At 60.5% G+C, this 19148-nt stretch carries 17 protein-coding genes; 11 read left to right on the forward strand and 6 right to left on the reverse strand.

What is annotated here, in order from left to right:
* Nucleotides 1-14: 14 nt before the first annotated feature.
* The 3 genes from choV to IP76_RS06425 all read right to left on the reverse strand — a co-directional run bounded on the left by choV (nt 15) and on the right by IP76_RS06425 (nt 2975).
* Nucleotides 15-1058 (reverse strand): choline ABC transporter ATP-binding protein, encoded by a 1044-nt coding sequence (gene choV / locus IP76_RS06415; RefSeq protein WP_054157323.1) that lies wholly within the window; start codon nt 1056-1058, stop codon nt 15-17.
* Complete coding sequence (gene choW, locus IP76_RS06420; RefSeq protein WP_054157324.1) at nt 1055-1924, reverse strand: choline ABC transporter permease subunit; 870 nt, start codon at nt 1922-1924, stop codon at nt 1055-1057. Before choW ends, choV begins: the two co-directional genes overlap by 4 nt.
* 94 nt (nt 1925-2018) lie before the next feature.
* On the reverse strand, nt 2019-2975 hold the full coding sequence (locus IP76_RS06425; RefSeq protein WP_054157325.1) for a choline ABC transporter substrate-binding protein: 957 nt from the start codon (nt 2973-2975) through the stop codon (nt 2019-2021).
* A 266-nt stretch (nt 2976-3241) separates the two neighbouring features.
* On the opposite strand from IP76_RS06425, the gene IP76_RS06430 reads away from it, so the two are divergent.
* From IP76_RS06430 to IP76_RS06470, 9 genes are all read left to right on the forward strand, one after another.
* Nucleotides 3242-3640: a cytochrome c family protein gene (locus IP76_RS06430; protein WP_054157420.1), complete on the forward strand. Its 399-nt coding sequence runs from the start codon at nt 3242-3244 to the stop codon at nt 3638-3640.
* Between the two features lie 205 nt (nt 3641-3845).
* Nucleotides 3846-4934, forward strand: coding sequence for a hypothetical protein (locus tag IP76_RS06435; protein ID WP_054157326.1), 1089 nt, complete (start codon nt 3846-3848; stop codon nt 4932-4934).
* Nucleotides 4935-4974: 40 nt separating this feature from the next.
* Nucleotides 4975-5865, forward strand: a complete 891-nt coding sequence (locus tag IP76_RS06440) for a prohibitin family protein (RefSeq protein ID WP_054157327.1) — start codon at nt 4975-4977, stop codon at nt 5863-5865.
* A 42-nt stretch (nt 5866-5907) separates the two neighbouring features.
* Nucleotides 5908-7056 carry a hypothetical protein gene (locus IP76_RS06445; RefSeq protein ID WP_082352427.1) on the forward strand — a complete coding sequence of 383 codons (1149 nt, stop codon included), beginning with the start codon at nt 5908-5910 and terminating at the stop codon, nt 7054-7056.
* A 3-nt stretch (nt 7057-7059) separates the two neighbouring features.
* Complete coding sequence (locus tag IP76_RS06450; RefSeq protein WP_054157328.1) at nt 7060-8976, forward strand: AAA family ATPase; 1917 nt, start codon at nt 7060-7062, stop codon at nt 8974-8976.
* A 167-nt stretch (nt 8977-9143) separates the two neighbouring features.
* Nucleotides 9144-9548: an endonuclease domain-containing protein gene (locus IP76_RS06455; protein WP_054157422.1), complete on the forward strand. Its 405-nt coding sequence runs from the start codon at nt 9144-9146 to the stop codon at nt 9546-9548.
* A complete protein-coding gene (locus IP76_RS06460) occupies nt 9545-10840 on the forward strand; it encodes a DUF6638 family protein (protein WP_054157329.1) in 1296 nt (431 codons plus the stop codon). Before IP76_RS06455 ends, IP76_RS06460 begins: the two co-directional genes overlap by 4 nt.
* A complete protein-coding gene (locus IP76_RS06465; RefSeq protein WP_054157330.1) occupies nt 10833-11942 on the forward strand; it encodes a DUF2333 family protein in 1110 nt (369 codons plus the stop codon). The genes IP76_RS06460 and IP76_RS06465 overlap by 8 nt, the downstream gene beginning before the upstream one ends.
* Nucleotides 11943-11970: 28 nt before the next feature.
* Nucleotides 11971-12183 carry a hypothetical protein gene (locus IP76_RS06470; RefSeq protein ID WP_156318483.1) on the forward strand — a complete coding sequence of 71 codons (213 nt, stop codon included), beginning with the start codon at nt 11971-11973 and terminating at the stop codon, nt 12181-12183.
* 28 nt (nt 12184-12211) lie between these two features.
* Here IP76_RS06470 and IP76_RS06475 read toward each other — a convergent pair whose 3' ends face one another.
* Together IP76_RS06475 and IP76_RS06480 are read right to left on the reverse strand one after the other, a co-directional pair.
* Nucleotides 12212-12928, reverse strand: coding sequence for a LuxR family transcriptional regulator (locus IP76_RS06475; RefSeq protein ID WP_245281401.1), 717 nt, complete (start codon nt 12926-12928; stop codon nt 12212-12214).
* Nucleotides 12929-13233: 305 nt separating this feature from the next.
* Entirely contained in the window at nt 13234-13755 is a 522-nt protein-coding gene (locus IP76_RS06480; RefSeq protein ID WP_082352428.1) for a TIGR00645 family protein, read from the reverse strand.
* A gap of 297 nt (nt 13756-14052) precedes the next feature.
* Between IP76_RS06480 and IP76_RS06485 the strand changes: the two genes are divergently transcribed.
* Together IP76_RS06485 and IP76_RS06490 are read left to right on the forward strand one after the other, a co-directional pair.
* Nucleotides 14053-15720: a formate--tetrahydrofolate ligase gene (locus IP76_RS06485; RefSeq protein ID WP_054157332.1), complete on the forward strand. Its 1668-nt coding sequence runs from the start codon at nt 14053-14055 to the stop codon at nt 15718-15720.
* A gap of 227 nt (nt 15721-15947) precedes the next feature.
* Entirely contained in the window at nt 15948-18203 is a 2256-nt protein-coding gene (locus IP76_RS06490) for a TonB-dependent hemoglobin/transferrin/lactoferrin family receptor (protein WP_054157333.1), read from the forward strand.
* A gap of 59 nt (nt 18204-18262) precedes the next feature.
* Here IP76_RS06490 and IP76_RS06495 read toward each other — a convergent pair whose 3' ends face one another.
* Complete coding sequence (locus IP76_RS06495) at nt 18263-19129, reverse strand: extensin family protein (protein ID WP_054157334.1); 867 nt, start codon at nt 19127-19129, stop codon at nt 18263-18265.
* Nucleotides 19130-19148 lie beyond the last annotated feature (19 nt).

Below are 19148 nucleotides of genomic sequence, written 5' to 3' on the forward strand. Positions count from 1 at the left end.
GACGCGCCCAAGGTTCAAGCCTTGCGGCGGTGCCGCGTCAGTCCGGTGATCACATCCTGTGCATTGATCGTGCCGATGACGGCGCCATTGTCAACGACCCCGATTGTGCCTGGTCGCTGCGACAGGGCGTCAAGCACCTCGACCAGCGCCGTTCCGGGCGCTGTGGTGCCGCTGACCATGGCGTCCTGTGACGAAGCGCCGGGGCGCATGACGTCGGCAGCGGTCAGCATGTTGATCGGGTTCATGTTCTGAACGAAGTCCGCGACATACTGATTCGTTGGGTTCTGGACAATCTCCTGTGGCGTTCCACACTGGATGATCCGCCCGCCTTCCATGATGGCGATCCGGTTGCCGATGCGGAAGGCTTCGTCCAGGTCGTGGCTGACGAAGAGAATGGTCTTCTTCAGGCGGGCCTGGAATTCGAGGAGCTCGTCCTGCAGACGGGTGCGGATCAACGGATCGAGTGCCGAGAAGGGCTCGTCCATCAGAAGGATCGGGGCGCCCGTGGCAAAGGCGCGAGCGAGACCAACACGCTGCTGCATGCCGCCCGAGAGTTCGTTGACCTTGCGGTGCGCCCATTGGCCGAGATTGACCAGTTCCAGCTGCTGGGCAACAGTCTTCTGGCGCTCGGCATCTGGCACGCCCGCCAGCTCGAGGCCAAAGCCGACATTTTCCGCGACGGTCCGCCAGGGCAGGAGGCCGAACTGCTGGAAGACCATGGAGACGGTGTGCATGCGCAGGTCGCGCAGATGTGCCGCCGGGGTCTTGTAGGGGTCGACATAGCCCTCCGCGGTCTTGACGCCCACGGAGCCGCGGACCACTGGGGCGAGGCCATTGACGGCCCGCAGCAGGGTCGACTTGCCAGAGCCGGATAGGCCCATCAGCACGAGGATCTCGCCTTCCTTGACCGTGAGCGAGGCCTCGGCGACGCCAAGCACGAGGCCGGTTTCTCGGCCGATTTCGTCGCGGGTCTTGCCTTCGTCTATCATTTCGATGGCGCGGGCCGGATTGTCGCCGAAGACGATGTCGACATTTTTAAAGATGACTGCGTCGGTCATGCGTCTTCTCCTGGAATGCGGAAGATCCGGTCGAGGATGATCGCCAGGATGACGATGCACAGGCCCGCCTCGAAGCCGCGGGCAATATTGACGGTGTTGAGCGCACGCACCACCGGCACGCCGAGGCCGCTTGCACCGACGAGTGCTGCGATCACCACCATCGACAGCGACAGCATGATGGTCTGGGTGAGGCCGGCCATGATCTGCGGCATGGCGAAGGGTAGTTCCACCTTGCGCAGCACCTGCATCGGCGTTGCACCGAAGGCGACAGCCGCTTCGACGAGCGAAGGCGGCGTCGAGATGATGCCAAGGCGCGTCAGGCGGATCGGGGCGGGAATGGCAAAGATGACCGTTGCGATCAGACCGGGCACCATACCAAGTCCGAAGAGGATCAGCGCCGGGATCAGATAGACGAAGGTCGGAATGGTCTGCATCAGGTCGAGCACGGGGCGAACGCCTGCATAGAGCCAGGGGCGACGGGCGCAAGCAATGCCGACGGGCACGCCGATCACCATCGAGACCCCGGTTGCGGCCAGCACCAGGGCCAGCGTTTCCATCGTCTCTTTCCAGTAGCCCTGATTGTAGATGAGGAGCAGGCCGAGGAAGGTGAAGGCGACGACGCCGACCGAACGGCGTATGGCCCAGGCGACCAGCGAAAAGACGAGGATCATCAGGATCGGATAAAAGCTCTCTGCCGCCGTGCCCTTCACGAAGGTGCCTTGCAGCACAAAGAGCATGGCGTTGATCGACGCGCTCAGAATGGTGGCGATGAAGTCGAAAACGAAATCGACATTGGCGGTGAGCCAGTCGACGAAGCTCTTCGAGCCGGGGCCGATGGGCAGTTTGTAGTCAGTCAGGAAATCCATGCGTGTCCCCGAATAGGCTTATGATCATTGCCTGGAGGCCGCGCGGCAGGGTCCTCCCTCCCGGCCGCGCGGTTCCACATTCGATGAACGAAGATTAGAGGCCGAGGGCCGTCTTCACTGCAGCAAGACCATCGCTGCCGTCCTTGGTCGTGACGCCGGCGAGCCAGGGCTCGATTGCTGCCGGGTTGGCCTTCAGCCAGGCGCTGGCGGCCGCTTCCGCATCCTCGCCGTCGTTCAGGATCTTGCCCATGATCTCGTTTTCCATCTGGAGCGAGAACTTGAGGTTGGTGACGAACTTGCCGACATTCGGGCACTCGGCCGTGTAGCCGGCGCGTGTGTTGGTGAAGATGGTCGCGCCACCGAAGTTCGCGCCGAAGATCTCGTCACCGCCGGACAGATAGGTCAGCTTGAAGTTGGCGTTCATCGGATGCGGTTCCCAGCCGAGGAAGACGACGGGTTCGCCATCCTTTTCGGCACGAGCAACCTGGGCCAGCATGCCCTGTTCGGAGGATTCAACCACTTCGAAACCGTCGAGGCCGAACTTGCCGCCGTCGATCATGTCGAGGATCAGGCGATTGCCGTCATTGCCGGGCTCGATGCCGTAGATCTTGCCGCCGAGGGCGTCTTTGTTCTTGGCGATATCGGCGAAGTCCTTGATGCCGAGTTCAGCGCCCTTGGCGTTGGTCGCGAGCGTGTATTTTGCGCCTTCAAGGTTCGGTCCGAAGATTTCGACCGACTTGTCGTCGCGATAAGGCGCAATATCGGCTTCCATGGTCGGCATCCAGTTGCCGAGGAAGACGTCAATGTCCTTGTTCTTCAGCGACGAGTAAGTGACCGGTACGGAGAGAACAGTGGTCGTCGGCTCGTAGCCGAGCGCCTTCAGGAGCACCGAAGCGGTTGCCGTGGTGGCCGTGATGTCGGTCCAGCCGACATCGGAGAAGCGAACGGTCGAGCAGCTTTCGGCTTCGGCAGCGGAGAGCGGTGCCGCGCTGACGGCGATCAGCGATACGGTGGCTGCGAGAAGGCGACGACAAGTGGTGAGGCTATTCATAGTGAAGACTCCCGGTTCTTTTTTTGAGGTTCCCAACTCAACATTCAATACCCGAAATTGCAAGGAGGCCCGCGCATTTGCGTCGCAGGAGCGGCCCCGTTTGCGACTCTGACAAATTTTGTGTCTGAGATGCGGTGTTCGTCGCGCTGGACGCCGATCTTGCCCGGATTGATCCGCGTCAAAGCGCGGACTTGTGGAACCGGTCCATCATGGTTCTTATCAGCGATGCTGCATCGGCAGCGCGTGAAGGGAATATAGGAGTGTTCATGAAGACGTCGTCCAAATTCGTGTTGCTTTCCGGTGCCATGGCCATGCTGGCCGCGCCGGTATCGGCGATTGCGGCCGGGGATCCGGTTGCCGGCGCCAAGGCCTTCAAAGTCTGTCAGGCCTGTCATGTCGCCACCGAGGCGAAGAACAAGGTGGGCCCGCATCTCTCTGGCGTCGTTGGCCGCGCCGTGGGTACGGCTGAAGGCTACAAATACTCGCCGGCCATGACCGAATTCGGCCAGGGAAAAGTGTGGGACGAAGCGCTTCTCACCGAATATCTCAAGGCGCCGAAGGCCATGGTCAAAGGGACAAAGATGGCCTTTGCCGGCGTCAAGAAAGACGAGGATATCGCCAACATCATCGCTTATCTCAAGGATCCGGCGGCCGGCGGTCAGTAAGGCCTGTATTTCGACCCTGAATTGCGACGGTGTTGCTCCGCTGTCGCAATTTTCCACCAGAAGATCTTGTAGCGTCATCAACACCCTCCATATCGGTAGGGTGTAACGCATGTGTGCGATGCGATACTTTTTCGTGTCTGGAAACGCGTTATGGTGGCCACGACAAGGGTCCGGCGCTTTGCCGGTGGGACGACAGGGAGACGACATGGCGAGTTTGCAATCCTTCGACAGTGAAATCGAGAAGACGCGGGCGATCGTTGCGGAGATGCGTGGCAAGATCGAGCAGTCGGGCAGTGTGCTCGATACGCTGGCGAAGAGCGACAGCAAGCTCACCGATCCGAATTTCGACATTGAAAACGCCCGGATCTCGGATGTGCTCAATCAGCAGAAGGTGATGGAATCGAACATCGCCGACCTGATCATCGGGCTCGAGGATGCGACCAATGTCTTCGGCTCCGAATTCGAGAGCATGAAGAGCTTCTCCGGCTTTGAAAAATTCATCGGTGTCTTTTCCAGGCAGCGGGCGCAACGGATGCGCACCGAGCGCGTGCGCAACATGTCGCTTGCCGGCAATCTGCAGGAACTGCTGGCCAAGTCGGATAGCATTGTCGGCATCCTGAAGGACCAGAAGGCTGTGCTTGAGCAGCGTTATGCGAGTTCGGAACAGAGCCTGATCCAGGTCATCGAACGGCGCAAGCAGACCATTGCCAATCTGGAGACGACGCAAACCCGGATCGAGCAGCTGAACCCGATGTTGCTCGACATCGAAAGCAAGATCGCCGCCTCGACCGACACCGGCGAGCGGACCGATCTGGAGGCAGAGCGCTCCAAGCTTGCGACCGAATACAATCAGGCCCAGGCACGCGAGCAGGAGCTCTTGGCGGAAAGCCAGACGCTGGAACGCTACACCTCGATGTTCCAGACCTTCGTCGATTCGCTCAACAACCAGATCGCGGCGCAGAACACGCTGATCAACAAGCTGACCATCGATACCGAGCAGCGCATCGTGCTCTACAAGGCGCTTGAGGATTCGTTGAAGACCGCTGCCCAGCAGGAGGTTGCTCACCGGATCAACACGCTCGGTTCCCAGGTCGATACGGCGGCCGAGGAAACCATGGCCGGTATTGGTGCTGCCGCCCAGCGCCATATCGGCGATCTCCTGGAGCTGCACGAGAAGAACATGCTCTCGACCGCAGATATCCAGCGCCGCAAGAAGCTCGCCGACGATGCATTTTCCCGCCGCTTCCAGACGGTGATCGAAAAGCACAATTCGGCCAATTACGTGAAGCCTTGAAGCGGGCCGGAGCCGCCCGCTGTTTCAGGAGAAAGATAGCATGAGTAATAATGCGGTGCCTGCGCAATCCGGCGTGGGCAGCTCGGTTCTGCGTGGCCTCATTCTGGCCGGTGTTGCGGGTATCGCCGTCCTGATGGTCGTCACCGGCAGTTTCTACACGGTTGACGAAGGTGAGCGCGGGGTCATCCTGCGCACCGGCGCCGTGGTCGGGACAGCCGAGCCGGGCCTTGGTTTCAAGCTTCCTTTCCTTGACCGGGTGGTCATGGTGAGCACGCAGAGCCGCGCCCAGATCTATGACGAAGTGGCCACCTATTCCCGCGACCAGCAGGCGGCAAACCTGAAGCTCTCGGTGAACTATCGCCTGCCGCCCGACCAGGTGGAGCGGATCTATGCCGATTACGGCGGCGAGGATGGTCTCGTCAGCCGCCTGGTTGACCGGCGGGTCTATGAGCAGACGAAGACGGTCTTCGGACGGTTCAATGCGGCGACCGCCATTCAGGAGCGCGCGCGCCTCAATGCCGAGATCGAGCAGGCAATCCGCGAATCGGTCATCGGGCCTGTGATCATCGACAGCGTGCAGGTCGAGAACATCGATTTCTCCGAAGCCTATGAGCAGTCGATCGAAAACCGCATGCTGGCGGAGGTCGAGGTACAGAAACTGCGCCAGAATGCCGAGCGCGAGAAGGTTCAGGCCGAGATCACCGTCACCCAGGCCAACGCCCAGGCGGCATCGATCCGGGCGGAAGCCGAGGCGCGAGCCGAAGCCACTCGTCTTGCCGGCGACGCCGAGGCCGATGCGATCCGCGCCAAGGGTGCGGCCTTGCGCGACAATCCGGAACTGATCAACCTGACCGCTGCCGAGCGTTGGGATGGGCAACTTCCGACGACGATGATCCCGGGAGCGGCCGTGCCCTTTATCGGCACGAAGTAAGGGCGCAGAGAGATAGCGTCGGGGGACGAGGGAGATGACGCGATGATCCATGCAACCGAAACGGCGGTTTCGCCCTATTTCAACGCCATTCGCTCGGCGCTTGGCGGACTGGAGACATTTTTCTCCGGTCCGCAGCCGGCGGACGCGCTGCTTGGGCAATCAGCGCTTCACATGCTTCCCTATCTGGACCGGCTGCGCAATTCCTTCGCCTGCTGGCAGAACCGCATCGACTTTACCGGGCAGTTCCGCATCGCCCGGGCTGAGAGCGGTTTTCCCGTCTTTCAGAACGTCCTGGAACTGGAAAACGACCGGGCAGGTTCCGCCCAACGGCTCGCCGCCATTCCGGCTGCCGATGCGCTGAAGCAGGACATGGTGGATTTCATCCTGCGCCAGCGTGCCTTTCCGTCAGCCCTGCAGCAGCAGATCGCCGAGCGCCTCTATCTGGAGCGTGTCAGTGCCGGCGAAATTTTCTCGCCTCTGGTCTTGCCGACGACCGTGGGGGTCGCGGTCAATCCGAAGTCGCGTCGGCCAAGCTATCTCGTCAGCTGGGCAGCGTTTGATGGCACGAGCACGCTGCCGATGATCTATCTGGCCACCGTCGAGGACAGTTCCGAGAATGTCGGCCGTATCCTGGTGACGGAGGAAGGCAGGCTGAACGCCGAGGTCGAGATTCCGCTGCCGGTGGGCGGCCTGCTCAATCCGGACCTTGCACGGGCCTTTGATGATTTCTGCGGCAAGAATTCGTCCTATTCGCTGACGCCGGCGACGATCGCCACAAACATGGATCGGGATTTCGAGATGCTGCATCCGAAATCGCTCGGCCGTGTCGTCCTCGGTCCCTTTTATTCCGCCGGGATTACCGAGAATACCGGGCGTGTGAACGACATCCTCAGCCGGGTGCGCAAGCCTGAGAATGCCTGGGTCATGACCTGGACCGTGCAGGAGGTGTTTTCCAAACGCGAGCAGCCAGCGGTGAAGGGCTTCTTTTCCTCGACGCCGGCATCGCAGGAATTCCACATCGAGACCCATGATCTCGAAGCGGCGCGCATGGGCGTCTCGGCTTACGAGAAGCACGCGCTTGTGCCGCATGATGCCTATCAGGCGCTGTATGCAGCCGGCGAGACCAAGGCGGTCTTCGAGAATTTCAAGGTACACGTGATTTCCGGCGATCAGATCGTCAGCGAGGTTTGAGAGATGAGCGAATTGACCGCAGGCCTGACCACGCTGCACGAAGCCGATATTGCCAAACACCTGACCGTTGCCCAGGGGCTCGTCACCCGTTTCATCATGCTCGACAGCGGTGATGGCGAGGGTGCAGGCAGCGCCATCGCTGGCACGGGGCGGCGCTTCGTCTCGACCGTTTCGACGGGCGCGGTGCGCAAGACCCGCGAGGTCGAGCTTGTAAAGACCATCCAGGCGACGGGGCAGGGCGATCCGCTGATGACGCCTGCCCAGCATACGGTGCTTTACCGTATCAGGCGCGGCGTTCAGATTGCGCTTGCCGTCGGCGAGGTCTTTGCCCGCCAGACCGAGCTTGAGAGCCTGCAGGCCCGCAATATCACCGCCCCTTTGCAGGGCGAGGAGGCGGCCCGGTTCAAGGGGCTGCTAGCCTCGGCATCCTATGTCTGCGCCTTCGCCTTTTCAGCCTATCTGCTGGCAACGGTTGCGGGCGAGAGCGCGCAGCTTGACGGCTTGCGCGAGCCGGATTTCCTGTTCGATACGCCCCAGGACGGCTTGAAAAGTCTGATCGGCGGACTGGATACAGCCTTGAAGGGGGCGGGCGACGACACGACCGTGATCGGCCGAAGCCGCGCCTTTGCCGAACTTGCCCTGCAGGGGCTGCTGACGCGCAAGGCCCGCTTCGAGCATCTCGGAGCCTTCGAGAACGCCCATATCCGCGTCGACCAGGATGACTTTACCCTTGATGGCTTCGACGCCGTGCCGAGCGCCAAATCCAAACCGCTGTCGATGAGCTTCAAGAAGCCGGAAGAGATCATTGGCAATCACATCGCCAAGTATCAGGCGCTGAAGCTTGCCAAGATGCTGATGGCCTATGATTTCGACCGGCAGATGAACCCCTTTGTCGAACTCGGCGGCTTTCTCTTCACCTTTATCGGCGATGGCATGCCGGGCACCGGCAAGACGATCCTGATCCAGATGCTGGCGGGTCTCTTGAACGACTACTGCCGGATGGCGGGTTATGCCTTCCATTACGAGAATTTCGGCGTCGATCAGATCTCGTCCTATCAGGGCAAGTCGGGCCAGAATGCCAAGAGCTTCGTCAACAACGTGCTCAACCCGCGCGTCATCGGCTTCGGCACGATCGACGACGTCGACCAGGTCACGGCCAAGCGCTCCGACGATCGGGCATCATCAGGCCAGCATGAGGTGACCGCCGTGCTGATGGAGAGCTTTGCCGGCGCCTCGACCGTCGTGCGCGGCAATGCCACCTTCGGCATGTTCTCCAACTATCCGGAAAATGTCGACGATGCGCTGCGCCAGCGCGCCGGCGCCCGGTGGCTGGTCGATGGACCGCAGACGCGCGAGGATTATATCGACATCTTCTCGCTGCTGGTCGGCAAGAACCACGACATTCCGCTAGGCGAGCATCAGCTCTTTGCCGGTCAGGAGATCCAGAAGGCCGTCAGCCGGTCCTATGGCGAGCACGACAGGCCGAAGGAAGAGGGGCTTGTGGCGGTCTGGGAGCGTCATGAAGCGGCGAACGGCAAGATCGAGACGCTGGCCGATGTCGGCGCCTATCTGCACGCAATCAAGCTTGCCGAGCCTCGCTTCACTGGCCGCGCCATCAAGAACATCACCGACGCCGTGAAGATGCGAGCCATGGATGTCGAGCTGCCCGATGTCTGGTTCGAGAGCCCTGATGTCTTCCTGCACAAGCCCTATGACGAGAAGAAAGCGATGATCTCCGAGCTGCGCGGCCCGGTAACGATGGCGATGATCCTGCAGGAGATCAACCGCTACGCCGACAGCGAATTCCGCTATGCCGACAAGTCGGATGAAGCGGCGGTCAACGAGATCATTCGGCGGGAAAGGCAGCGGGAGCGGGCGATTGGCGAGATCGGGAGGCTGAAGGCGGAGGGGACGTGGTGAGGGGCTGATGTTGCGCTTGCCCCTCATCTGCCCTTCGGGCACCTTCTCCCGTAAACGAGGAGAAGGCCTCGCCGCCGGCCGAGCGCTCCTCCCTCTCCCCGCTTGCGGGGAGAGGGTAGGCTGAGGGGCATTTGCAGAACGCCGAACGACTGGGCGAGGGCCAATACATGCGAGGGGCGAACAAGGGGAGGACGGCACGTGCGAGAAGCCTGCGAAAAGTCGACAACGATGCCGAAGCCGTATTGCGGGCTGAGCTTCGAGGACGGCGTCTTGCGGGGCGAAAATTCGTCCGCCAGTTCCCAATCGGTCCCTACTATGCCGGTTTTGCCTGCCGTGAGGCACTTCTGATGGTGGAAGTGGACGGTAGCCAGCACGTTGACAGTGCGTATGATGCAAGACGGAATGCCTTTATGAACGCGAATGAGTGGTCAGTGGTCAGGTTTTGGAACGTCGATATCCTCAAGGAATGCGAGGCTGTGCTGGAAACCCTGATCGCGGTACTTGATGGTCGTCGTACCGAAGGCACAATCAGCGGAGACCTGACATATCTGCCGGCAGGCCGTCTCCCATGAACCGCCTCCTCGAAGCCGAACTCATCTACGGTCGCCTGCTCACCATTCGCGAACCGCATCTCGTCGCACGTTACAACAAGGCGCTCAGTGGCTTCGGGCTGCCTGAAACGAAGCTGGCCGAATTCGATATCGACATCACCGGCTTTTCGCCGCAGATCGCGGCGGAATTTGGCGATCCGGACTATCTCGATCCGAAGAAGGTCAACCGGCGCTTCATCATTTTGACGCCGGAACAGAACGAACTGCCGGTCGTGCATACCAGCTTTTCCAACACGGCCGGCCTGATGCACGAGTTCTTTGCCGCCAATCTCAGGGCGATCCATGCGATCACGCTGAAGGATACGCTCTATGGTGAAATCGAGGACAGCGTCGCGGAAGTGCTGACGCTCGAGCATCTGCTGTCGATCAACGAGGTGACGTTCAAGGTCCTGTCGGCCGAGGATCTGCTCGGAAAGGCGGGTGAGTTGCGCCGGCTGTGCGATCAGTTGGCCACGAGTGCGACCGCCTGGCGTGACGATGCGATGCTCAACCGGATGGTGGCGCTGGCCAGCGAGGCCGGCGACATCAGGCAGAATACGCTGGTGCCGGACAAGCTGGTGTTTCGCCATGACGCCTTCTGGGCCGATCATTTCGGCGGGGTCTTCGTCTTTGTCGACGAGAAGATCACCACCGTTATCTGTGATCCCGAGGCGCCTAGCTTCCGGCGGTCGCGGCCCTGGCAGGTGAGCTATATCTCGATCCACGACAGCGCGCAGGTCTTCGACTTTCTCGCCCGTACCGGACGGATCGAACTGCCGCGTGCGAGCTGGGTGGAGGCGTCCGGCCTTCTTGCACACCGCGCCGAAATGGTGCTGCTCTCCGTCGCCTCGCGACTTGATCCGGTGCCGAGCTTCACCCGTGTCGATCCGGTCTGGTTGCAGACCCTGCAGCATGGTCAGGCGCGGGCGATTACCGAACACGGCGTCTATCCCGTGCTTCAGGAGGCGCTTCGCACGCTGCAGAAAACCGGTGGCCTCAGGATCGCTGATGTCGAGCCGCGCTATCGTCCGTGGCTCGTCAGGGCGCTGCCGTCGCATGCCGATCAGTGGCTGACAAACCGGTTGATCGCCCATCTGACCGCTGACGATTTTGTCTCGCGCTTCGTCTTCGACAAGCAGGGCTTTTACCGAACTTACGACGATTATCCCGAGGCTTACCGGGATTATGTTGTATCGCGCCTGAAGGCGACTTATCTGCAGGATAAAACGGGCTTTCGAAACCGCCTCTATGGACTAGGAGATCAGCATGCTTGATCCGATCATCGCGTTTTTCCAGCGCATCTTTGCCGCCTTCGGGCGTGGTGTGGGCATGGGCGTGGCCTGGCTGCTCTGGCCATTTCTCGCCGCCCATGGCTGGTATCGCGATCGGACCTGGGTCATTCGCGGCCCGATCCTCGCCTTCCTTGTGCTGCTTGTCGTGTTTTACGGCTCGTTCTTCTACCGTACGCAGGTCTGGCACGGCTTCGACCCGGCCTTTGTGCAGGCGTACAAATTTGACGAACGGACCGTGCCGGCGGGGGCTGCCTTGCCGGATCAGGCCGATCGGTGCCAGGATTCGGCCGTTGTCATGATGAGTGCGACGCTCACCGATCAGAACGTCAACCAGAACAGCTGGGTGTCCTCGACGCTTGCCTATAAGCTCGGCTTCTTCGGTATCGATTGGGACAACACGCCGTTCATGGATAACAAGGCGTCGTTCCAGCGGGGCGTCAATCAGGTCGTGCGCCGGACCGGCATCCAGCTTGCGGACAATCTCGGCCGCGTTCGTGGAACCTCCGGGATCAACAATGACCTGCAGGATGCGCGCGGCAATATCCAGTTCGACGAAAGCACCTGGTATTTCGGGACAGATCCCTTCGGCTTCAAGACGCCGACACCGAGCTATTACCGCGCTGCCGTCGAGAGCTGGAACCGCTTCAATACGTCTCTGGCCAGCTGTGATGCCATCTTCGACACGCGCTCGGACAATCTGCTGCAGCTGCTGGATGGCATGGCAAGCGATCTCGGCAATACATCCGACATCCTGCGTCGCCGCTCGGAAGAGTTCAATGCCGGCTGGTTCGACACTCGCGCGGATGACCGGTTCTGGTTCGCCTATGGCCAGCTCTATGCCCAGTATGCGCTTCTGCAGGCGACACGGGCCGATTTCGGCAATGTCATCCGCGAGCGTAATCTCACCACCATCTGGACCGAAATGGAGCGGCAGCTGCAGTCGGCCCTTCGGGTGCAGCCGGCGATCATTTCCAATGGCAGCGAGGATGGCTGGATCATGCCGACCCATCTGGCGACCATGGGATTCTACATCCTGCGCGTTCGCTCCAACATGGTGGAAATCCAGAGCATCCTCGATCGGTAAGCGTGCTTGATTGCAGTGCAGACGAAGCTTGGCCATCGTCACATGGAAAACAGCGATGAATGCGGACAATAAGCGTAGTCGTCAGTCTTTGGATATGCAGCTTTTCTACAAGAAGGTAGGGAGAAAGGCCCAGGCCGGGCACGATCCGAACGACCGCCAGTATGACCGCGATCTCGCCAAGAAACTGAGGCGCATGCCTCCTGAGGAGATTGACGCTCTGCTTCGCGGTGAAGACGACTGATCGGCTTTCTGTCGCCGGCTTCAGCGGATCAGGTGATGATCTTCATCCGGATGGCCTTGGCCACAAGCTGCGTGCGGTTGACGCAATCCAGCTTGCGGATGGCATTTGTCATATAGGCGTTGACGGTGTGATCCGAGAGCGACAGGATCTGGCCGATTTCCAGCGAGGTCTTGCCCTGCGCCGTCCAGCGAACGACTTCCAGTTCTCGTGCCGACAGAACATTGACGTTGCTGGCGGTGCGGCGCAGCCGGTCAAAGACGTCGAAGGCCTGGGTGCTCAGCATGGACAATTCGTTGATCTCGGTCTGTGTCGGGACGGACCGGTCGCCGTCATAGCGGACGATAAAGCGGCCGCCGTCGAGCGCGTTGAGCGAAAACAGCACGCCGGAGCGCATCTTGAAGCGGCGAAACAAAGCGATGAAAGAGGCTGGGCATTCGAAGCTCGGTGTCTCGCCCTCGCGCCCGACATCCCAGGTCGTCCACATGATCGACCGGGCGAGATGGGCCACCGTCGGGCAGAGGCGGAGAAACTCCATACGATCGAACTCGTTGCTGAACTCGCTCGGCAGTGTCGTCTCTCGCACGAGCGGCGAAAAATGCCGGTCCTGCAGCGTGGGAGCGTTAGCAAGCGTGACGTACTCGAAGCCATATTCCAGGGCTGCGCGCCGCCAAGTCTCCAGCAGTTCAGGTCGGCTCTGACAACTGCCGATACCCTCGCTCAAGAGCGTCTGTCGTTCTAGCAACATGTTTGCAATTTCGAAAGTTGACAGGAAAAAGAGAGTTTCCGACACATATAACAGCCGGGGCGAAATGCCAGCACTTTTTAGTGATGGTAGCGCATTAATATGATTAATTTCTGACCGGTGCCAGTTAAAAAGTCACACACGCTCCGATTTGAACCGATGGCTTATCCTGCAACCGTTTCAGCGATCCTGACTGCAGTTTTGATGGGCAAGTGATCGTTTGCCTCGAGGGACTTTCCGGGCGACGATGGAGCCGTCCTTTCGGGCGGCTCTTGTCTGCCGGTGTGCCCAGGCTTCACGAGGGAGACTTACGTCTTGTCTTCGTATCCGCCCTTCTTCTTGCCGTTCATCATGACCTCGAGATAGCCCAGCATCACGGCCGAGACGACGAAGGCCAGGTGAATAAGGGTCAACCACATCAGCTTGCTGTCTGTGTATTGGTTGGCGTTGAGGAAAACCTGGAGCAGATGGATGGAGGAAATCGCCACGATCGACGATGCGACCTTGATCTTGAGGCTGCCGGCATCGAGCTTGCCGAGGAAGGAGACCTGATCGTCCGCTTCGTCAAAGCGGCTGACAAAGTTCTCATAGCCGGAGATCATCACCATGACGATCAGGCTGGCAACGAGTGCGGCATCGATCAGTGCGAGCATGGCGAGGATCATCTCGAAGTCCTCGTAGACGAAGACATTTTGAGCGATCTTCAGGAACTTGTAGCCGAAGGACAGCGCGTACACGGCGAGCGCTGCAACAAGCCCGAGATAGAAGGCCACCAGGATCCAGCGGCTCGACAGGATGATCTTCTCGATCAACAATTCCAGTGACTTCATGGCAATCCTCGCAATGCGGTCTGTGGCGTCGCAGATAATGCCTTCCGGTGACGAGAACAAGACACAAGACGGTGGGTGAGGCGCAAATTCCTTGCATATTCAAGGGCTCACTGCGGATGCTTCAAGCGTCCTTGCTCTTGAGAACTGCGCCATCATGCCTGGGTTGCGCAGAATTTCAATTCATGGTCGGCGTTCTTGCATCGTCGGCAGCGGGTCTGGTGGAAAAGGCAGCGCGGCCCTTGCCTTGCGACTTCCGGCGGCAGATGCTTCTGCGACACACAATGAGGCGCAAGCGACATGACAACCGACATTGATATCGCCCGTGCAGCGAACAAGCGGCCCATCCAGGAAATCGGTTGTCGGCTCGGTATTCCGGCAGAAAGCCTCATTCCCTTTGGTCATGACAAGGCGAAGATCTCGGCGGGCTTCATCCGCAGCCTCTCCGAGCGGACAGATGGCAAGCTGATCCTTGTCACTGCGATCAACCCGACACCGGCCGGCGAAGGCAAGACCACGACCACGGTCGGACTTGGCGATGGCCTCAACCGCATCGGCAAGCGGGCGGTGATCTGCATCCGCGAGCCCTCGCTCGGCCCCTGTTTCGGGGTCAAGGGCGGAGCGGCCGGTGGCGGACATGCCCAGGTCGTGCCGATGGAGGAGATCAACCTGCATTTCACCGGTGATTTCCACGCCATCACCTCGGCGCATAACCTGCTGTCAGCGCTGATCGACAACCATGTCTATTGGGGCAATGAGCTGAACCTCGATACACGCCGCATCACCTGGCGGCGAGTGATGGACATGAATGACCGGGCTCTGCGCCAGGTGGTGACGGCGCTTGGCGGGGCCTCGAACGGCTTTCCGCGCGAAGCCGGCTTCGATATCACCGTGGCCTCGGAAATCATGGCGATCCTCTGCCTTGCGACCGACCTTGAGGATCTGGAGCGCCGCCTCGGCGCGATTATCATCGGATACCGGCGTGACAAAAGCCCGGTCTTTGCCCGCGATCTGAAAGCGGACGGCGCCATGGCGGTGCTTCTCAAGGAGGCGCTGCAGCCCAATCTCGTCCAGACGCTCGAAAACAATCCGGCGCTGGTGCATGGCGGACCCTTTGCCAATATCGCGCATGGCTGCAATTCGGTGATCGCCACCAAGACGGCACTGAAGCTCGGTGATTATGTGGTGACCGAAGCCGGCTTCGGCGCGGATCTCGGGGCGGAGAAGTTCTTTGACATCAAATGCCGCAAGGCGGGGCTGACGCCGGCTGCCGTAGTGCTTGTCGCCACCGTTCGGGCGCTGAAGATGAATGGCGGGATCGCCAAGGAGGATCTGGCGCTTGAAAATGTCGAGGCGGTGAAGCGGGGCGCCGTCAATCTTGCCCGGCATCTCGAAAATCTCGGCAAGTTCGGCGTTCCCGCCGTTGTCGCGATCAACCATTTCACCGGCGACACCGATGCCGAGATCGATGCAGTCAAGGCCGTGGCCGCAGGCCTTGGGGCCGAGGCGCATGTCTGCCGCCACTGGGCGAAGGGGTCCGCCGGCATCACCGATCTTGCCGAGGCCGTGGTGCGGCTTGCCGATGGCAAGGCCGATTTCCGCCCGCTCTATCCGGATGCCATGCCGCTCTTCTCCAAGATCGAGCGGATCGCCACCGAGATCTACCGGGCCGGCGAGGTGACGGCTGAGAAGGCCGTGCGCGACCAGTTGCTCGACTGGGAGCATCAGGGCTACGGCGACCTGCCGGTCTGCATGGCGAAGACGCAATATTCCTTCTCGACCGATCCGTCGCTGCGCGGCGCACCCGAAGGCCATAGCGTGCATGTGCGCGAAGTGCGGCTTTCGGCCGGCGCCGGCTTTGTCGTGGCGATCACCGGCGAGATCATGACCATGCCTGGCCTGCCGCGCGTGCCGTCATCGGAGAAGATCCGGCTCAATGCGGACGGCGCAATCGAGGGACTTTTCTAGGTTCTACACCCCCTAATTGCTGTGGTATTTTTGTCATAATCACGCGAGTGTTAAATCATGATAAAAAGAATCATGTTTTATATCTTGACGATCATAATCATGTTTTATAGGCCGTGATTACGGCGGAATTTCTCCCCCGATCCGTTTTGAAACCACACCACTGGCCAACCTGCATCCTGTTTTGGGGTGTCGGACTGCATTTCTATGGCCTCCGAAAGGATATTCGCATGGGCTCCCGGTCTCTCAGACCCTTCCTGCTCGCCTGCACCGCGCTTGCTGTCGTGACCCCGACCACACTCGCCTTCGCCCAGAGCGCCACCCCGGCCGCTGCTGCGGAGGGCGAGACGCAACTGCAGACCATCGTCGTCAAGGGCAAACGCGTGCCGGCGGGCTCGGTCGCGGATACGCCGCTGGCGACGACGACAACGGCGGAGGAGATCCGGGTCAAGGAGGTCAATTCCGCTGCCGACATCAGCCGCCTCGATACCAGCGTTCAGTTTTCGGCGCAGGACAAGGGCTTCGTCATTCGCGGCATGGAAGGCAACCGCGTGACCACACTGGTCGACGGCATTCCGATCCCCTATCTGGTCAATTCCGCACGCGCCGGCGGTCCGTCAACGACGACCAATGCCAATGGTGGTGCCGATACCTTTGCCTTCAGTTCGCTATCGGCCATCGATATCATCAAGGGTGCGGATTCCAGTCGCGCCGGTTCCGGTGCACTCGGCGGCGCTGTGTCACTGCGCACGCTTGAACCCGATGACTTGATCGGCGAGGGGCGCACCTGGGGTGCGGTTGCCAAGGCCACCTATGACAGTTCCAACGGCAGCATCGGCGGAAGCGTCGCGGTTTCCGGAAAGTCCGGTGACACGAGCGCCTTGCTTCAGGGAGGTTATGTCAAAGGCCACGAAACAAAATCGACCGGCGATGTCGGCGGTATCGGATTTACGCGGGACGAGGCCAATCCAGCCGATTTCGACGAGAAGAACCTGCTCTTCAAGCTGCGCCAGGATCTCGAGGGAGGTCATCGTGTCGGCATCACGGCTGAACACTATAATCGCGAAATCGACACCGATCTCGCCACGATCCGCGGCGGTACGACATCGTCGCGCGGCTATGATGGCCTCCAAGGCTTTGAGGACAGCCAGCGTGATCGGGTCTCACTGGACTATGATTTCTCAAACCCTGGCGGCTTTTTCGACAGTGCCGAGGTAAAAGTTTATTGGCAGCAGGTTCAGCGTGAAGCCGGCAACGAGGGCACGCGTCTCGTGAACCCGATCGGTTACTGGTATCGAAACAACGCCATCGAAGAAGAATCCGTCGGCATTTCCGGGCGGGCAGCCAAGAGCTTTGAGACCGGCAGCCTCAATCACGAACTCAATGTCAGCGGCAGTTATTCCTATTTCTGGGCGCAGTCCTTTACGGATGGCCGCGACGGCTGCATCGATGGGACCTATGTCGGCGCCACCTGCAACTCGCTGCATGCAGACCAGTCGGACATGCCGGATGTTGAGGGTAGCCGGCTTGCGTTGCGCATAGACGACAAGATCCGCCTTGATGACAGCGCGTGGTCTGTAACCCCCGGACTGTCCTTCGACTGGTTCGACTACAATCCGACCGAAAGCGCCGGATATGCGAGCAACCCCGGTGCTGGCGATCTTCCTGCGGCCCGGGCGGGCAACCGCTTCTCGCCGAAGTTCATGGTGGGTTACGACGTGACGCCCGATCTCGAACTGTTCGGCCAGGTCTCCATGGCCTATCGTGCGCCCACCGTCGATGAACTCTATCTGCTGTATACGGGCCAGGGTGGCCCGGTTCAGTATGCCGTTGCCGGCAACCCCGACCTGAAGCCGGAAACCGGCACCGGCTTCGAAATCGGCGGCAATTACGATGCTGGTGCCAGCAAGCTGCGCGTGGTCGGTTTCTACAATGACTATCGCAACTTCATCGACAGCAAGGATATCGGTCCGGTTGGCAGCTATTCCAGCTATACCGAATACTACAACCGTTCGCATGTCCGCATTGCCGGTATCGAGGTTGGTGGTTCCCATCAGTTCGCCAATGGTTTCCATGTCAGCGGATCAATGACCTATACCAATGCCAAGGATGTTGATGAGGACGAATATGTCCGTACCGTCGTGCCGTTCCGTGCAATTGCCGGCGTCGGCTATTCGACGGAAACCTGGGGCCTCGATGTGACCGGCACATTCGGCAGCGCCATGAAGGAAGGGACGTCCACAACTGCCTTCAATGCGCCCGGCTACGGCGTCGCCGATCTCACTGCCTGGTGGGAGCCGGAAAAGACGAAGGGGCTGCGCATCCAGGCCGGCATCTACAACATATTCGACAAGCAGTATTGGGACGGGGTTGGATACCGCGATCTCAGCACCGCGACGCCTTCGAATTCGAACACAAACCAACCGCTCGCCTATTATTCCGAGCCTGGTCGTCACTTCAAAATCTCGCTCACCCAGACCTTCTGAGCGATTTCTCTCCACCGCCTGCGGCGGCGTCCCAACCGGGGCGCCGCCGTTTTTGCGTTTTACCGGCAATAACGGAACCGGCTCTTTCGCTCGATGACATCCAAGTGCATGTGGTCCTGATGGGTGGCGTCGCTGCCTGGGGAGAGGACGGTGGTGAAATAGAGGCAAGCGAGCGCATTGAAGGCGCGCTGGAAGGCGGCCTCGGCCGTGCCGTCGTCCTGTCTGGCGATCATCACCGGTTCCTCGGTCTCGCCGAAGCGCAAGCCGGCAATGTCGATGGCATTGCCGAACGCGTGTTCGGAGGTCTTGCCGGTTTCGGCACTGTTGCGGTTGCGGCAGACATAACCGGAGGCCTGGATTAAGCCGCTGAGGGTGGGCTTGTCGGGGAAGGCGGTTTTTGCGGCCGGCCTCAGCATGTCGCGGGTCATGCGGGCAAGCTGGAGGGCCGTCTCGCAACGGATGGTCGCCTCCGGCTCCAGGCTGACATCCGGCAGCACCGCTTCCACTTCGAGCGGCCTGTCCATCCCGCAACTCGCCTCGTCGTCGATGCGGGGCAATTCGCGGAACCGAGCCCCGATCGACCTCAGCTCCGCCACACAGGCGGCATAGCTGGCCGGGTCTTCCGGTGCAGGTGCTTCGGACTGTCCCTGTTTTGCCGCCATGCTGCCGCCAAGGTCGGCGTCCTTGGCGGGGTGGTCTCGCTCTTCCCGCACAGTCTCTTCCTGTGCTTCTGGCTGTTCCGGTGCCTCTGGCTGTTCGCCCTCCTTGTCGGCGACCGGCTTTTGAGGCGGGACCGGCGGCTGGTCGGGCGAGGCGGTCGGCTCTGCCTGGACGCGTGGATCCGGCTGCGGTTCGGGACCTTTTTCCGGGAGGCTCGCACCCACCGAGAAGGTCAGAATTGTCAACACGATCAAGAGTCTGTGCATTCATCCGTTCCTGGTTCGA

The sequence above is a fragment of the Rhizobium sp. AAP43 genome (assembly GCF_001296045.1).
Classification (GTDB): Bacteria; Pseudomonadota; Alphaproteobacteria; order Rhizobiales; family Rhizobiaceae; genus Allorhizobium.